Raw genomic sequence first — 16093 nt, 5'->3', positions numbered from 1 at the left:
CGGCACTAGGCTGGCGGTCGTGGCTGAGGTGCGGAGAGTTTCAGGAGCGGGACGGCTGGCGCGAGCCGGGTTCGCCGATTCGGCGCGGGCCGGGCGGATGCTGGACGAGTTGGACGCGCTGGACGCGCTGAGTGCCCCGGGGGAGTACGGCCCGATGGCGAGCGACCAGTTGATCGCTTCGCTGTCGGAGTCGGCCGACCCGGATCTCGCGCTCTGCGGTCTGCTCGGGATCGCCGAGTCGCTGCACGCCAACGAGTTCGACCTGGCCGCCTTCGCCCGCACTCTCGACCTGGACGCGGACTTCCGTCGCCGGTTGATCTACGTGCTCGGGGCCAGCGAAGCGCTCGGACGGCATCTCAGCGTGCACCCACGGCACTGGTACGACCTGGCGGATCCGGCACTCGCCGCGTCCCGGCCGACCCCCGACGACGTCGCCGCCTGCCTCGCGACGGCTGTCGATGCGCCGAACCCGACCGACGCGCTGCGGGTGGAGTACCGGCGACTGCTGCTCCGCCTTGCCGCCCGGGACCTCGCCGAAGGGCTGCTGGTCGACGAAACCGCCGCAGTACTGGCTGATCTCGCCGGTGGTGCGCTGCAGACCGCGCTGCAGATCGCCCGCAACGAGTACTTCGCCGCGCATCCGAAGGCGGCCGACTGCCGGCTCGCAATCGTTGCTATGGGCAAGTGTGGCGGCCGGGAACTCAACTACGTGAGCGACGTCGACGTGCTGTTCGTCGCCGAACCGCTGGAAGGTCAGGAGGAGGCGCCCGCGCTGAAGACCGCCACCGCGCTGGCCTCGGCAACCATGCGGATCTGCTCGGCGCAGACCGCGGAGGGCACGCTCTGGCCGGTCGATGCCGCCCTGCGGCCGGAGGGCAAGGCGGGCCCGCTGGTGCGCACGCTCGACAGCCACCTCGCGTACTACCAACGGTGGGCGAAGACCTGGGAGTTCCAAGCTCTGCTCAAGGCGCGAGCTGTCGCCGGGGACGCCGAGCTGGGCGAGTTGTACGCCGAGAAGACGCGGGAGCTGGTCTGGTCGGCGGCCGACCGCGAGGGTTTCGTCGGCGACGTCCAGGCGATGCGACGGCGGGTCGTCGACCACATCCCGGCGGCCGACGCGGATCGTCAGCTCAAACTCGGTCCTGGCGGGTTGCGGGACGTGGAGTTCGCGGTACAGCTGCTGCAGCTCGTGCACGGCCGGAGCGACGAGTCGGTGCGCAGCGGAACGACGCTGATCGCGCTGGAGCAGCTGACGACCTGTGGATATGTGGGGCGGACCGACGGCGCGGTACTGGCTGATGCGTACCGGTTCCTGCGGTCGATGGAGCACCGGATCCAGTTGTACCGGCTGCGGCGGACCCACCAGGTGCCTGATGACGACGACGATCTGCGCCGGCTCGGGCGGTCGCTGGGGTTCACGAAAAACCCGATCGACGATCTGATGACGGCGTGGAAGAAGCAGGGGCTCGAAGTACGGCGGCTGCACGAGAAGCTCTTCTACCGGCCGCTGCTGGCTGCTGTCGCGCGGATCCCCGGTGAAGAGGTGCGGCTGACGCCGGAAGCCGCCAAGCAGCGGCTGACCGCGCTCGGGTACGCCGATCCGGGATCGGCGCTGCGCCACATCGAGGCGTTGTCGGAAGGGGTCTCGCGGCGGTCGTCGATCCAGCGGGCACTGCTGCCGGCGATGCTCGGGTGGTTCGCCGAGTCGCCTGATCCTGATGCCGGGTTGCTGGCCTTCCGGACGATCTCCGACTCGCTGGGCTCCACGCCGTGGTACCTGCGTCAGTTGCGTGATGAGGGCGCATCGGCGGAGCGGCTCGCGCACCTGCTCGCCAGCGGCCGGTACGCCGTGGACCTGTTGCAGCGCGCGCCGGAGGCAACCGCGATGCTGGCCGACGAGCGGGAGCTGGCGCCTCGGGCGCTGGAGTCGTTGCTGAGCGAGATGTCGGCGGCCGGCCGCAGGCAGGACGAGCCGGTGGCCGCGGTGGCGGCGATTCGGGGGGCGCGGCGGCGGGAGCTGTTCCGGATCGCAGCGTCGGACCTGTCCGGGTTGCTGGAGGTCGAGGCGGTCGGGGAGGCGCTCACGACCGTGTCGGTGGCGACGCTGACCGCCGCGCTCGAGGTGGCTCGGCGGACGGTGGCGAAGGGTGAGCCGGAGCCGACCCGGATGTCGATCGTCGCGATGGGGCGGTTCGGTGGGCACGAGCTCAGCTACGGCAGCGACGCCGACGTGATGTTCGTGCACGACCCGGTGCCCGGTGCCTCGGAGAAGGCCGCGACGGACTTCGCCACGCAGGTGGCCTCGGAACTGCGACGGTTGCTGGCGCTGCCCGGTGCGGATCCGGCGGTCGCGATCGACGCCGACCTGCGTCCCGAGGGCCGGCAGGGACCGCTGGTGCGCACGCTCGCTTCCTACGCGTCGTACTACGCACGCTGGTCGGCCGTGTGGGAGGCGCAAGCGTTGCTGCGCGCCGATCCGCTGTGCGGCGACCCCGAACTGTGTGACGCGTTCCGCGCGCTGATCGACCCGCTGCGGTACCCGGAGGGCGGTATCTCCGACCGCGACGTGCTGGAAATCCGCCGCATCAAGGCGCGCGTCGACGCCGAACGTCTGCCGCGCGGCGCCGACCCGGCGACCCACACCAAGCTGGGACGCGGCGGCCTGGCGGACATCGAGTGGACCGTCCAGCTCCTGCAGATGCGCTACGCCCACCGGATCCAGGACCTGCGCACCACCCGCACGCTGGGCACTCTCCGAGCGGCGGTCGACGTCGGCCTGGTCGAAGCGCCCGACGCCGACGTCCTGTGCCGCGCCTGGGAGATGGCCACCCGGATCCGCAACGCCATCATGCTGGTGCGCGCCCGCCCCGGCGACTCCCTGCCCCGAGACCCCCGCGACCTGGCCGCCGTCGCCCAGATCTGCGGCTACAACCCAGGCGAGACCAGCCAGTTCTCCGACGACTACCGCCGCCGGACCCGCCAGGCGCGCAACGTGGTCGACCGCTTGTTCTGGGGCGACTGAGACTGCAGTGAGATTCGGGGTGGTGTGGGGGCTCACTTAGGATTGCTGGGTGGAGACGGTGGATCAGGTCAGGCAGGCGGGGGTGTTCAGCCATGTCCGGCGGAGTGTGCGGATGACGGTTGGGCAGCAGCGGGTGTGGGAGACCAACTGGGCCGGGGTGGGGCGCAAGCTCGAGGAGTTGCCGGCGGGTGAGGTCGACCTGGCGGAGTGGTTCGGGCGGGAAGCGCCGGTGGTGCTGGAGATCGGGTCGGGGATGGGCGAGGGGACCTCGCAGCTGGCCCGGCAGGCGCCGGAGGTCAACCATCTGGCGGCCGAGGTCTATCCGGCCGGGCTCGGGCAGCTGATGTTGTGGGTGGAGAAGTACGAGCTGGACAACGTCCGGTTGCTGCACGGGGACGCGCTCGACTTCCTCCGCGACCACGTACGGCCGGACACGCTGGCCGGGGTCCGGGTGTTCTTCCCGGATCCGTGGCAGAAGAAGCGGCACCACAAGCGGCGGTTGATCACGGCACCGTTCGTGAAGTTGCTCGCCTCCCGGCTGCGGCCCGGAGGAAGGTTGCATCTGGCAACCGACTGGGAGGACTACGCGGAGGCCATGCTGGCGATCTGCGAGGCCGAGCCGGCGCTGGTCAACGAGTACGGCGGCTCGGCCGCGGGCTGGGCGCCGCGGCCCGACTGGCGGCCGGTCACCAAGTTCGAGTCGCGGGCGCACCGCGAAGGCCGCGAATGCCGCGACCTGATGTTCACGAAGTCCGCGACGTGAAGTTCCAGTGACCTGACGGCACGGTGAAGACGCAGTAGCCGTCGACGTGCTCCGGCTCGGGCGCATAGGGCGCCGGCACGACCGTCACATCGGTCGCGGCATCGGACGGCACGTGGACTTCGGCCGTCGCGCCGACCGGCACCTGTACTTCGAGCTGGAACACCCGCCCGACCCGTCGCCATGACACCGAGACGCGTCCACGCACGGTGTCGGTCCGCAGCGACGCCGAATCCACCTGCGACCGCGCGTCCGGCCTGATCAGGATGCGTTCCCAGCCGTTCGCCAGGTTCCGGAGACCGGCGACGTTCTCCAGCAGCCATTGCGCCACGGTCCCCTGGAAGTAGTGGTTGCGCGAACGGGTGCCGGTCTCCCACATCTCCCACATCGTGTCGGCGCCGTTGTCGAACCAGTAACCCCAACTGGGGTACGACCGCTGCAACGCGACCTTCGCCGCGACCTCCGGATGACCGTGCTCGGTCAGCACCGGCAGCAGTACGCCGACGCCCAGACAGCCCGTGTTGAGATGGAAGTCCCGTGCCTCGATATCGGCCACCAGGTTGGCCACCACGGCCGGCACCAGGTCGGACGGGACCAGCCCGAAGGCGAGCGGCAACGCGTTCGAGGTCTGCCGGTAGTCCGGGTCCGACGCGGTCCGGTAGCTCCCGGCCTCCCGGTCCAGGAACGCGCGGTTCAACCCGTCGGCCAGCTCGCGCGCGGCCTTGCGGAGCCGGTCGACCTCCTCCGGGTGGCCGAGGATCTCACCGATCTCGGCCGCCGCGACGACGGCGCGGTGCAGGTACGCCGTACCGGTCAGCCGGCGGTCTTCCGGTGGCGGCCCGTCGGGGTAGCCCGGCGGGATCCAGTCGCCGAGGACGCTCAGCGACAGTCCGTCCTCGACCCGGCCGAGTTCGTAGTCGAGGTAGCGCAGCACGGGAGCCCAGTGCTCGGCGAGCAGGCGTTCGTCGCCGTACCAGCGGTGCATCTCGCGCAGCAGGAACGGGTAGACGGTCGACCACTCGGTGGCGGGGGAGAGCTCGGAGTACCCCCAGCCGCCGGTCGGCACGATCACGGGCAGTCTGCCGTTCTCGTCCTGGCTGTCGCGCAGATCGCCGAGCCACTTGGTGAAGAAGCGGGCCATTCCGAGCGTGCCGGCCATCGTCGGGGCGCCGACCTGGGCGTCGCCGGTCCAGCCGTTCTTCTCCATTTTCGGGGTGTCGGTCGGGATGCCGTGCAGGTTGTTCAGCACGGTCCGCCGCATCGCCTGGTCGAGCTGCTCGTAGAGCGGCTGATCGGCACTGAACCGGCTGACCGTCGCGACGTCGGAGTGCACCACCCGCATCGTCACCGAGCCGGGCGTCGGCACCCCCGGGAAGCCTTCGAGCTGCACGTAGCGGAAGCCCTTGTAGGAGAAGCGCGGTTCCCACTCCTCGACACCGTTGCCCGCGGCAATGTACTCGTCACGCTGGAAGCGCTCGGACCGGACGTTCGGGTTCTCCGCGAAAACGGTGCCGTCGGCAAGCAACGACTCGCCGTGGGTGAGCGAGATCGTCGTACCGGCCGGCGCGGTGACCCGCAGCTTGGTCCAGCCGGCGGTGGTCCGGCCGAAATCGGCGATCCACACGCCCGGCCTGGGCTGGCCGAACTCCACCGGTACGACGTCCTCGACCACCCGGATCGGCTCGTGTTCCTGCGCCCGCACCTGTCCCCGAGGAGCCGGTACGACGAGTGCCGCGCTCCACCCGGAGTCGTCGAAACCGGACTCGTCCCAGCCGGCCGGATGCAGCCGGGCGTCATAGGTCTCACCGGAGAACAACGAGTCGAAGCGGGTCGGGCCGTCCGCCACCCGCCAACTGCCGTCGCTGACGATCTCGGTCACGTCACCGTCGGTGTGCTCGATCACCAGCCGGGCGAGCAATCGCGGCTGAGCAGTCCACGGCGTCTGGTGCCAGCGCCACACGTTCGGAGTCGATAGACCGAAGAACCCGCGACCCAGTTCGGCGCCGAGCACGTTGTCGCCGGCCAGCAGCAGCGCGGTGACGTCGTACGTGACCGACAGGACGGTGTCCTCGTAGTCGGTGAAGCCGGGATCGAGCACCGAGTCACCGACGCGTTGCCCGTTGATCCGTAGTTCCTGGTAGGCCAGGCCACTCGCATAGAGCCGCGCGCTCCGTACTCCGTCCCGGACGGTGAAGGCGCGCCGCAGCAACGGAGCGGGCACCTCCTCGTCGCGTACCTCGGAGTCACGAGCCCCGATCCATTGCGCGCTGCCGAATCCCTCGTCGAGCAACCCGGTCTCGAACCAGCTCGGCCGGCTCCACCGACCGGCCTGGTCCCGGCCGTCCCACAGCCGGACCGCCCAGTGGTAGCGGGTCCGCGGGGCCGGCGACGGGCCGCCGTACGGGATGCCGAAGCTCTGCGCGGACATCACCTGCCCGGAGTCCCACACGTCGGCCGTTTCCGGCGTCAGCAGGTCAGGCGACGACGCCACCAGCACCTGGTACGCCGACTGGGTCGCGCCGTACCCGGGCGCGGTCGCGATCCACCCGAGCCGGGGCCGGGCGGCATCCGTGCCGAGTGGGCGGTCGGCGTACTCGGTGGTGAGCTTGTCCGCGGTCAACGGCCCGCCCGGGGTCCAGCTGTCCGGTGCGACAGACATCAGGCAAGCTCCTCAACACGGCAGTGGGCAGGGTCCCGAAGGACCGTATGCAACCGCCGGACGGCAGGGCAACAGCCTTGTCCTGATTCGGACAGTTCAGGACCGAGGCGTGAGAGCGATCGACCACAGCCGGTCGGGCACCACCTTGGCCAGCCGCATCAGCAGCGACATCTGCCACGGGAAGACGATCCGCGCGGACCGGTTCGCGATGCCGTCCGCGATCGCCCGGCCGGCCTCCTCGGCCGAGACGATGAACGGCATCGGGAAGCTGTTCTGCTCGGTCATCTCGGTCTCGACGAAGCCGGGGCAGACGGTCAGTACGTCGATGCCGTCGGGCCGCAGCCGCACCCGCAGAGACTCCAGCAGGTTGATCTGCGCCGCCTTCGTCGCGCCGTACGCCTCGGAACCGGGCAGGCCGCGGTATCCGGCGACCGACGAGATGCCGACGATCATCCCGGCCTTCTGAGCCTTCATCCGCGGGATCAGCTCACCGAGGCAGTTGGCCATCCCGGTCAGGTTGACCGCCAGATGCCGGTTGAACGACTCGACGTCGAAGTCGCTGCCCATCTGGGCCCAGTAGCCGGCGCTCAGGACCGCGATGTCGATCCCGCCCAGCTCGGCCGCGACGGCCTCCGCGGCCTTCTTGACCTGGTCGGGGTCGGTGATGTCGCACGGCACGGCGGTCATCCACTCGCCGGCCACCTCCCGTAGGGCGTCGGCCCGCCGCGCGGACACCGCGACGTTCGCCCCGCGCTTGCACAGCTCCCGCGCGAGGGCCGCGCCGATGCCCGAGGAGGCACCGACGACCCAGATCCTGCGTCCGGCGAGTTCCATCAGACCTTCCTGACCAGAGCGAGTTGGGAGACCCCGAGGTAGCCGGAGCGGAAACCGGCCTCGGAGTAGGCGAGGTAGAACTCCCACATCCGCCGGAAGACGGCGTCGAAGCCGAGATTGGCCACCTCGGCGGCGCGGTCGGTGAACCGCTCGCGCCACAGGTGCAGCGTGTGGGCGTAGGCGGGCCCGAGGTCGCGGCGATGTTCGATCTCGAGCCCGCCCGCCGCGCCCGCGATCTGTTCGATCGCGGTCAACGAGGGGATCAGGCCGCCCGGGAAGATGTACTGGTGGATCCAGCTCTGGGCGTGCCTGGTGACGAGCAGCCGGTCGTGCGGCATGGTGATCGACTGCAGCGCGAACCGGCCGCCGGGAGCCAGCAACCGGTCGATGGTCGCGAAGTACGTCGGCCAGTACCGCGCGCCGACGGCCTCGATCATCTCGACGCTGACCACGGCGTCGTACTGGCCCTGGACGTCGCGGTAGTCACGCAGTTCGACCTCCGCGTCGACCCCGGCCTCGGCGATCCGTTTGCGGGCCAGGTCGCGTTGCTCGGCCGACAACGTCACCGACGTGACAGTCGCGCCGCGCTGGGCCGCCTGGATCGCGAGCTGCCCCCAGCCGGTACCGATCTCCAGCACCCGGCTGCCGGCGCCCACCTGGGCGTAGTCGAGGATGCCGTCGATCTTGCGGCGCTGGGCCTCGGCGAGCTGCTCGAACCCCGCGTCGTCGGAGTCGAACCAGGCCGACGAGTACGACATCGTCTCGTCCAGGAAGGTCGCGAACAGGTCGTTGGACAGGTCGTAGTGCCGGGCGATGTTGGAGCGCGCACCCGATCGGTGGTTCTCCTCGGCGGAGGGCATCCGCTGCTCGATCACCTTGCGGAAGCGCTGCAGCGCCGGCGGGACCAGTTCGGGCAGGCGTGCGGCGAAGACGGCGAGCAGCTGCGCCAGGTCGGTGCCCTGGCCGGCGCGCCAGTCACCGGCCATGTACGCCTCGCCGAAGCCGATCTTCAGGTCGGCGCCGATCCGGTGGAAGAAGCTCTCGGAGACGATCTCCATCACGGGCGCGCCGGCGCCGCCCGCGCCGACGCGGCTGCCGTCCGGCAGCACCACGACCAGCGGCAGGTCGCGGGCCGAACGGCGCAGGATCCGTCGTGCGGCCGCGGCCCGCAGCGGGCTGTACGGCGTACGGGCGATGCCCGGCCAACGCTCGGCATCGACGAGGAGCAGGGAACTCATCGGACTCCCTCCGGTGGGACGTGGGGCTCTCGACGGATCACCGGTAGGCGGCGAAGCCAGAGCCAGACACCATGCATTCGGATCAACAGCCAGATCTGATGGGTGAGCAGGGGTGTGAGCAACGCCGCTCGCACCACGGTACGGCGGCCGGCCGGCCGCGGCCGGCCGGTGAAGGCGGCGGAGAAGACGCGCCGATCGTGCTGGACCAGGTCGATCGCGACTGCGACTCGCTCTTGGTCCAGGCGCAGCGTGACGTCGTACCGGCCGTTCACCGTGAAGAACGGCGAGACGTAGAACTCCTTGCCGAGCGTGAAACGACCGGCCGCGTCCGGCTTGGCCAGCTGCGCGTGACGTTCACCGTAGGTGTTGTGGATCTCCAGCACCACGCAGCGCAGTTCACCGGCCGAGGACAGGCACCAGAAGACGCTGAGCGGATCGAAGACGAAGCCGAAGACACTCTTGGCGTTGGCCAGCATCACTACTCGGTCGTCCGGCCGGAGCTGGACGCCGTGGGCCGCGGTGAACGTCGCCACGTTGTCACGCAGGGACGGGCCCAGCCCGAGATGATCCTTGGCCGAGAAGCGTCCGCGGGGGAGAGCGTCGACGTCGACCAGCCACTGGTAGGTGCGATAGCGGAACCTGTGGCGCAGCGGCATCCGGCGCGAGTGGCTGACGTGGCCGACCACTACGGCCGGCAGCGGTGGCAGGTCTACCACTTGGCGCCAAGTCGCTCGGCAGCCTCTACTCCTGACCGGCAGCCGTCTTCATGGAAGCCCCAGCCGAGGTGTGCTCCGGCGAATGCGAGACGGGGCCCACCTGCGGTGCGTAGTACTGGGGCGGCGGCCACTGACTCGGGCGTGAAGATGGGGTGGGCGTAGGTCATCTGGGCGATGGTCTTGGCCGGGTCCACCCAGCCGTCGGGGTTCAGCGTGACCAGGTGCTCGTCGGGGCTTTGCAGATGCTGCAGGCGGTCCATCCAGTAGCTGACCAGGACCTGCGGCTCCGGGGTGTCGCAACCACGCATGCGGTAGTTCCACGACGAGCGGGCAGCAGTGGCCTTCGGCAGTACGGCGGTGTCGGTATGCAGCCAGGTGGGGTTGGTGGAGTAGCTGAAGGCGCCCAGCAGGGTCTTCTCTTCGGGGGTGGCGTCGCCGAGGAGTGCTAGGGCCGTGTCGGCGTGCGTGGCGACAACGACCTTGTCGAAGTGCTCGGAGCGGTCGGTGATCACCTCCACGGAGTCGTCGTGGCGCAGTACGGCGCGGACCGGTGTCGAGAGGCGGACCTCGGCAATCTGGGCGAGTACCGCGTCGACGTACGTGCGCGAGCCGCCGGTCACCGTGCGCCACTTGGGGGAGCCGCTGACGGTCAGCATGCCGTGGTGGTCGAGGAACTGGAACAGGTACCGCGCGGGGTAGCGCTCGGCGTCGGCGGAGCCGGACGACCAGACACAGGACACCAGCGGTACGGCGAAGTGCCGGACGAAGTACTGGCTGAAGCGGTTGGCCCGGAGGAACTCGCCCCAGGTCTGCTGGTCGTCCCCGGAGACCAGGACCGCCCTGGCTTCGCGGTGGAAGCGCGGCACCTCGGCGAGCATCCGCAGGAAGCGGGGGTCGCCGGCCCGGCGGGGCTGGCTGAACAGCGCACGGGCACCGCGGCCACCGGCGTACTCGAGACCGCAGCCGTCGCAGTGGACGCTCATGCTCATCTCGGTCGGCTGCGTCCGGATGCCGAGCTCGGCGAAGAGGCGGAGCAGGTTGGGGTAGGTGCGCTCGTTGTGCACGATGAAACCGGTGTCGATCCGCAGCGCGCCACCGGCGGAGTCCGTCACGTCATGGGTGTGCGCGTGCCCGCCGGGCCGATCGTCCGCCTCGAAGACGGTCACGTCGTGCGTGCGCTGCAGCAGATGCGCCGCGGTGAGGCCGGAGACTCCCGAACCCAGTACCGCGGCGGTCGGTCGGTCGCCGGTCATACCGTGAAGCCTTCCCGTTGCATAAGTTCTGAACAAGTTCAGAACGTGGCCGGAAGTACTTCGGAACCAACCGGACGCTTGATGGGTGACGTCGGCGGATCGCGCGTGTCGTCTCATCAGGCGATTAGGTGTCTCACATCGCGAAACCACAGCATCTTGCTCGACTTTGTCCGGTTTCATGGTCGGTATGCAGGTCACCAAGAACGCTCCGGGCGACGCACTCACGCGTCGCCGGCACGTCGACCTGCTCCGCGTGAACTCCGCGAGCTGTTGACCTTCGGCGCACTTCCTCAACCACCCCGTTCTCCTCCGCCCGAAGGAGCAGTTCCGTGCGTCGTCTCATCCTCATTGCCCTGCTCGGCTCGCTCGCCCAACTGGTCGATGGCACCCTGGGCATGGCCTATGGCGTCACCGCTACCACCGCACTCCTGATCACCGGCATCACGCCGGCAGTCGCCTCCGCGTCGGTGCACCTGGCCGAAGTCGGCACCACGCTCGCTTCCGGGCTGTCGCACTGGCGGTTCGGCAACGTCGACTGGCGAGTGGTCGCGCTGATCGGTGTGCCCGGCGGCGTCGGCGCCTTCGCGGGTGCCACGTTCCTGTCCAACCTGTCCACCGAATCGGCATCGCTGTGGGTGGCAGGGCTGCTGCTCCTGCTCGGTGTCTACATCCTGGCGCGCTTCGCGACCGGCAAGGTCCGGGCCGTCATCGAGGGCAAGGTCGGCGGGAAGTTCCTCGGACCGCTGGGTCTGGTGGCCGGCTTCATCGACGCCACCGGCGGAGGCGGCTGGGGTCCGGTCGCCACCTCGTCGCTGCTCGGCAGCGGGAAGCTGGAGCCCCGCCGTACGGTCGGGTCGGTGAGTGCGGCCGAGTTCATCGTCTCCGTCGCGGCCAGCATCGGCTTCCTCTACGGACTCGGCAGCTCGAACATCCCGCTCGGAATCGTCGCCGCCCTGCTGATCGGCGGGGTGCTCGCCGCGCCGCTGGCAGCCTGGCTCGTCTCCCGGCTCGCCACCCAGTGGCTCGGAGTCGGCGTCGGTCTGGTGCTGATCCTGACGAACGCGCGCACGCTGCTCAAGGGCATCGGGGTCGCCGAAGGGCCGCGGTACCTGGTGTACGCCGGACTGGTGCTGCTGTGGGCGGGTGTGGTCGCGTACGGTGTACGGATCGCCGGGCGCCGGAAGGCAGCCGAGAGCGCGAAGGAACTCGAGACGGCCGGCGTCTGACCCGACCGCCTGGTCGGGCGCGATTCGGCCGACCGTTTTCGCTGGGCATCGTACTGTTGAAGCGTGGTGATCCGATTTCTGCCTTTCCTGATCAGTCTCGTGCTGACCGTCTACGCGCTCTTCTCCTGCATCCAGACCCGTGACGAGGATGTTCCGCACCTGCCCAAACTGGTGTGGGTCGTCCTGATCGTCTTCGTGCCCTTCGTCGGGCCGATCGTCTGGCTGCTGATGGCGCGCGGCCAAGCGGCCCGCCGCGACCGCGCCGCCGCGCCGAAGTCCCGCCCGGCGAGCCGGCCGGTCGCGCCTGACGACGATCCGGACTTCCTGAAGTCGCTGGACCGGTACCGGGATCCGCGGACGACCGCGCGGCCGGAGCCGGGTCGGCCGGAGTCGGGGAAGGCGCCGGAGGAGACGCCGGACAAGGCTGCGAAGGACCGGGCGGCTGAGGACAAGAAGAAGCCCGGGAAGAAGCCGGGCAAGCCGGCCGAGTCGAAGTCGGACGAGGCGGAAGAAGCGCCGGACGACGGTAAGCCGCAGCCCGGCGCGAGCTGACCTGCCGGTCGGCTCGCGACGCCGGCTTGCTGCGCTGGCTGCATCGCAAGTTGGTGCAGCGCTGGCGCGCGACGTGGGTGGTCGGGCTCGCGACGCCTGCTTCGCTTCGCTGCGCCAGCTGCATCGCACGTTGGTGCAGCTGGCGCCTCGCGACACCTGCCGACCCTCCCGCAGGCACCCCTGGCCTGCTGATTGATCGGCACGCGCTCGGGTACCAGCGGCGCATGTTTGATGGGTTCGCGTTGGAGCGGGTTGATGTCGGTGGTCTGAGTCTGCGGGTTCGGCATGGTGGGGCGGGGGCGCCGGTGGTGTTGTTGCACGGGCATCCGCGGACTCACACGACCTGGTGGCAGGTGGCGCCGAGGCTGGCTGAGGAGTTCACGGTCGTGTGCCCGGATCTTCGGGGGTACGGGGAGTCGGACAAGCCGGCTGCGGACGAGGCGCATTCGCAGTACTCGAAGAGGGCGATGGCGGGGGACGTCGTGCGGCTGATGTCCGCGCTCGGGCATGAGCGGTTTGCTGTGGTCGGTCACGATCGGGGGTCGTACGTCGCGTACCGGGCGGCGTTGGACAGTCCTGAGCGGGTCACCAAGCTGGTGGTGATCGACGGGGTGCCGCTGGTCGAGGCGTTGGAGCGTTGCGACGCGAAGTTCGCCGCGGAGTGGTGGCACTGGTGGTTCTTCGGGCAGCTGGAGAAGCCGGCCGAGCGGGTGATCTGCGCGGATCCCGAGACCTGGTACAACGCGTGGACCTCGAACGGCCCGGCTCAGCTGGGGCCGGAGAACCACAGCGATTTCCTGGCGGCGATCCGCAACCCCGCCACCGTGCACGCGATGCTCGAGGACTATCGGGCGGGCCTCGGGGTCGATCGGCAGGCGGATGAGGACGACCGTGCCGCCGGCCGGCAACTCGCGTGTCCCACGATGATGCTGTGGTCGACGCAGGACGACATGGAGAAGATCTACGGTGATCCGCTGGAGGTCTGGCGGCCGTGGTGTCCGCAGATCGTTGGCCACGGCATCGATTCGACCCATCACGTCGCGGAGAACAATCCGGACGAACTCGCGCGAAGCCTGGCGGACTTCCTGCGCTGACCGGCCGGACCAGCTCAGCGTACTGCGAAAGGCCGGCGTCTCGGTGGAGCGCGTGTGACCACCCTCACCAGGTCGATCCCGGGCAGCACCGTGACATCTGCAACAGTGGCGTCGTCTCTCCTGTGACTGAGCCCGGCCCCGGGACCTGGACGAGACGCTGAGGAGGACATCGGTGACGACCGCGTCCGCGGCAGCAGCCGGAACCCCGGCGGAACCCGGCCGGCCGACGGCGTTGGGTGGCATGGTCGAGCTCGACGAGGCCACTCTGGTGGCCCGCGCCCGCAACCGGGACCCTGCGGCGTTCGAGATGCTGGTCCGCCGCTACCAACGGCGGATCTACGCGCTGTGCCTGCGGATGCTGAACGGCGCCAGCGGCGAAGCCGAGGATGTCGCGCAGGAAGTGTTCCTGACCGCTTGGCGCCGGCTGCCGGAGATCCAGCACGACGCCGCGTTCGGGAGCTGGCTGTACCGGACCGCGACGAACAAGTGCCTCACGATCATCCAGCGCCGCAAGCCCGTCGACGAACTCGACGAGCACCACCCGCCGACCGAGACCGGCGCCGACGGGGATCCCGCCCGCGCGGTCCACAACAGCCAGGCCATGAAGGCGCTGACCCTCGCCCTCGCGCAACTGCCGCCACCACAACGAGCGTGCTGGCTGCTGCGAGAGGTCCACGGCCGCTCGTACCAGGAGATCGCAGATCTGGTCGGGACCACGCCGACCGCGGTCAGGGGACGAATAGCCAGAGCACGAGCCGAGCTAGCGGAGGTGATGAAACCATGGAGATGAACCCCACCCAGGAGACCGGCCACCCGCTGCCCTGCGGCCAGAGCGTCGAAGGCGTGTGGGACGACATGGAAGCCGGCCGGGTCACCGAGCACGCTCTCCACTGCCCGCACTGCACCACGGCCCGGGCCAGCCTGGACGAGCTCACCGAGGCCACCCGCACCCTGATCGACGACCCCGCCGAACCACCAGCCGGGTTCCTGGACAAGATCATGACCGCGGTCCGCGCCGATCTCAGCCTGGGCCGCACCATCCCCCTGCCCACCGCGACTGCCCAGGTCGACATCTCCACCCACGCCCTGGCCGCCGTACTGCGCTACGCCGTCGACGGCGTCGACGGGGTCCGCGCTCACCAGTGCCGCATCGAGCTCTCACCGGACGACCCCCGGGCGGTCCGGGTGTGGATGTCGGTGGCCCTGCGTTTCGGCTCTGGCCAGGTCAGCGCACTGGACGAGGCCCGCCGCCGCGTCGCCGCCGCCCTGCCCGAGCGAATCGGCTTGGAGCTCGAGACCCTGGACTTCGAGGTCGTCGACGTGTGGATCGACCCGCCCCGGCCGGAGGAACTGCGATGACGACCCCGTGGGCTCCGGGCAGCCTGATCCCACCCAACCTGCTGACCGAGATCCGCGCCGCGGAGGCAGCGGCGAAAGCAGCCCGCGCGGTACCAGGCGTCGTACGGCTGCAGCCTGGGGTGTGGGGGCTGTTGAGGCAGTTCGCGGCGCAGGCCTGGACGCAGGCGACCGGCAAGACGCTCCCCGACATCGCCGGCGTCGAGGCGGACTTCGGTCACAACCGCGAAGAACTCAAGGTCGAGGTACGGGTGGTGGTCAGCGTGGCCTACCAGGCCGCCGCGGTCGGCGCGGGAGTTCATGCGGCGGTCACGGCGGCGGTCGCGGGCGTGGTCGAAACGCCGCTGGTGGTGCGGGTTCATGTCGTTGAGGTGGAGCTTGAGGGCGGCTGGGGGATGGCAGGGTTGTAAAGCTGGGCTGGGATGCCTGGGGTCGGTAGCTGGTAGCCGGAGCCAGAGCGATGACCAGAGCCAGAGCGTTGACCAGAGCCACAGCGTTGACCTGAGCCTCCGCGTTGACCTGAGCCTCCGCGTTGACCTTGAGCCACCGCGGGTTTGCGGGTCACCGCCTCAACCAGCATCGCGGGCTTGTGCACCAGCGCCTCAACCGTCAGCGATGCAGCCGGCGTAGCGGAGCGGAGCAGGCGTCGCGAGCCGGAACACGCGGGGTGACCTGAGTCGCCACGTGTCTGCGCGTCAGCGCTTTAACCACATCGCGGGCCTGCCACCGCTTCATCCCTTAGCGATGCAGCCGGCGCAGCGGAGCGGAGCAGGCGTCGCGAGCCGGAGCACGGGTTGACCTGAGTCGCCACGTGTCTGCGCTTCAACCGCCGGCGCGAACCGTGTGCAGCTGCAATCGTTGCCAGCATCCGGTACGAACGACGACTCCGGCTTGGCCGGGTCAGCCGGGCGAGATGTTCCCGATCGGGAGCGGAGTGAGGCCGCTGGGAGATCGGGGGCCGGGTCCGGCGGCAGGGCCGGACCCGGGTGGGTCGGGGTTCAGCTCCCGGCGGCCGTCAGGCGGACTTCCTGTGTTCGGCGAGTACGACGTTGTCCCGCTCGGATTCCGTGGTGCCGCCCCAGACGCCGTACGGCTCTCCGACGGAGAGGGCGTGCTGGCGGCACTCGGGCTGGACCGGGCAGGTTCCGCAGAGTGACTTCGCCACCATCTCGCGAGCGCGTTTGCGAACGCCACGCTCCGATTCGGGGGAGAAGAACAGCTCCGGGTTGACGTCGCGGCACGCTGACTGCGACTGCCAGTCCCACAAATCCATGAGCGGGCGGGGTAGGCGAGGCATCCCTCTCGACATGGCAACCTCCTATGACTCACCGTGAGCGCGGACGGGCGCTCGGTGAAAACTATGCTCAACTCATGCGTAGTTCA

The 16093-nt window shown here is 69.7% G+C and carries 15 protein-coding genes; 9 read left to right on the top strand and 6 right to left on the bottom strand.

Annotated features, from left to right (window positions below; all coding sequences use genetic code 11):
- Window positions 1-19 precede the first annotated feature (19 nt).
- Window positions 20-3022, top strand: a complete 3003-nt coding sequence (locus OX958_RS22845) for a bifunctional [glutamine synthetase] adenylyltransferase/[glutamine synthetase]-adenylyl-L-tyrosine phosphorylase (protein WP_270131232.1) — start codon at window positions 20-22, stop codon at window positions 3020-3022.
- A gap of 49 nt (window positions 3023-3071) precedes the next feature.
- Window positions 3072-3785, top strand: a complete 714-nt coding sequence (gene trmB / locus OX958_RS22840) for a tRNA (guanosine(46)-N7)-methyltransferase TrmB (RefSeq protein ID WP_270131231.1) — start codon at window positions 3072-3074, stop codon at window positions 3783-3785.
- Here trmB and OX958_RS22835 read toward each other — a convergent pair.
- From OX958_RS22835 to OX958_RS22815, 5 genes are all read right to left on the bottom strand, one after another.
- A complete protein-coding gene (locus OX958_RS22835) occupies window positions 3766-6441 on the bottom strand; it encodes an alpha-L-rhamnosidase (RefSeq protein WP_270131230.1) in 2676 nt (891 codons plus the stop codon). The genes trmB and OX958_RS22835 overlap by 20 nt on opposite strands.
- Window positions 6442-6537: 96 nt before the next feature.
- Window positions 6538-7275 (bottom strand): SDR family NAD(P)-dependent oxidoreductase, encoded by a 738-nt coding sequence (locus OX958_RS22830; RefSeq protein WP_270131229.1) that lies wholly within the window; start codon window positions 7273-7275, stop codon window positions 6538-6540.
- Window positions 7275-8513 carry an SAM-dependent methyltransferase gene (locus OX958_RS22825; protein ID WP_270131228.1) on the bottom strand — a complete coding sequence of 413 codons (1239 nt, stop codon included), beginning with the start codon at window positions 8511-8513 and terminating at the stop codon, window positions 7275-7277. Before OX958_RS22825 ends, OX958_RS22830 begins: the two co-directional genes overlap by 1 nt.
- Complete coding sequence (locus OX958_RS22820) at window positions 8510-9229, bottom strand: DUF1365 domain-containing protein (RefSeq protein ID WP_270131227.1); 720 nt, start codon at window positions 9227-9229, stop codon at window positions 8510-8512. Before OX958_RS22820 ends, OX958_RS22825 begins: the two co-directional genes overlap by 4 nt.
- Window positions 9223-10482, bottom strand: a complete 1260-nt coding sequence (locus OX958_RS22815) for an NAD(P)/FAD-dependent oxidoreductase (protein ID WP_270131225.1) — start codon at window positions 10480-10482, stop codon at window positions 9223-9225. Before OX958_RS22815 ends, OX958_RS22820 begins: the two co-directional genes overlap by 7 nt.
- A 178-nt stretch (window positions 10483-10660) precedes the next feature.
- Between OX958_RS22815 and OX958_RS35390 the strand changes: the two genes are divergently transcribed.
- From OX958_RS35390 to OX958_RS22785, 7 genes are all read left to right on the top strand, one after another.
- Entirely contained in the window at window positions 10661-10756 is a 96-nt protein-coding gene (locus OX958_RS35390) for a putative leader peptide (RefSeq protein ID WP_442913219.1), read from the top strand.
- A gap of 55 nt (window positions 10757-10811) precedes the next feature.
- Window positions 10812-11708 carry a sulfite exporter TauE/SafE family protein gene (locus tag OX958_RS22810; RefSeq protein WP_270131223.1) on the top strand — a complete coding sequence of 299 codons (897 nt, stop codon included), beginning with the start codon at window positions 10812-10814 and terminating at the stop codon, window positions 11706-11708.
- A gap of 63 nt (window positions 11709-11771) precedes the next feature.
- Window positions 11772-12260 (top strand): PLD nuclease N-terminal domain-containing protein, encoded by a 489-nt coding sequence (locus OX958_RS22805; protein ID WP_270131222.1) that lies wholly within the window; start codon window positions 11772-11774, stop codon window positions 12258-12260.
- Between the two features lie 224 nt (window positions 12261-12484).
- Window positions 12485-13354 (top strand): alpha/beta fold hydrolase, encoded by an 870-nt coding sequence (locus OX958_RS22800; RefSeq protein ID WP_270131221.1) that lies wholly within the window; start codon window positions 12485-12487, stop codon window positions 13352-13354.
- Between the two features lie 172 nt (window positions 13355-13526).
- Window positions 13527-14144 (top strand): RNA polymerase sigma factor, encoded by a 618-nt coding sequence (locus OX958_RS22795; protein ID WP_270131219.1) that lies wholly within the window; start codon window positions 13527-13529, stop codon window positions 14142-14144.
- The gene (locus OX958_RS22790) at window positions 14135-14713 is read left to right on the top strand and encodes a hypothetical protein (protein ID WP_270131218.1); all 579 of its coding nucleotides are present in this window, start codon (window positions 14135-14137) and stop codon (window positions 14711-14713) included. The genes OX958_RS22795 and OX958_RS22790 overlap by 10 nt, the downstream gene beginning before the upstream one ends.
- Window positions 14710-15120 carry a hypothetical protein gene (locus OX958_RS22785; protein ID WP_270131216.1) on the top strand — a complete coding sequence of 137 codons (411 nt, stop codon included), beginning with the start codon at window positions 14710-14712 and terminating at the stop codon, window positions 15118-15120. The genes OX958_RS22790 and OX958_RS22785 overlap by 4 nt, the downstream gene beginning before the upstream one ends.
- Window positions 15121-15725: 605 nt before the next feature.
- Here OX958_RS22785 and OX958_RS22780 read toward each other — a convergent pair.
- A complete protein-coding gene (locus OX958_RS22780) occupies window positions 15726-15983 on the bottom strand; it encodes a WhiB family transcriptional regulator (protein ID WP_020387694.1) in 258 nt (85 codons plus the stop codon).
- Window positions 15984-16093: the final 110 nt, after the last annotated feature.

Origin of the sequence: Kribbella sp. CA-293567 (genome assembly GCF_027627575.1) — a bacterium.
GTDB lineage: Bacteria > Actinomycetota > Actinomycetes > Propionibacteriales > Kribbellaceae > Kribbella.
Note: the sequence above shows the minus strand (reverse complement) of the source record. Positions and strands in the feature narration are given on the sequence as shown.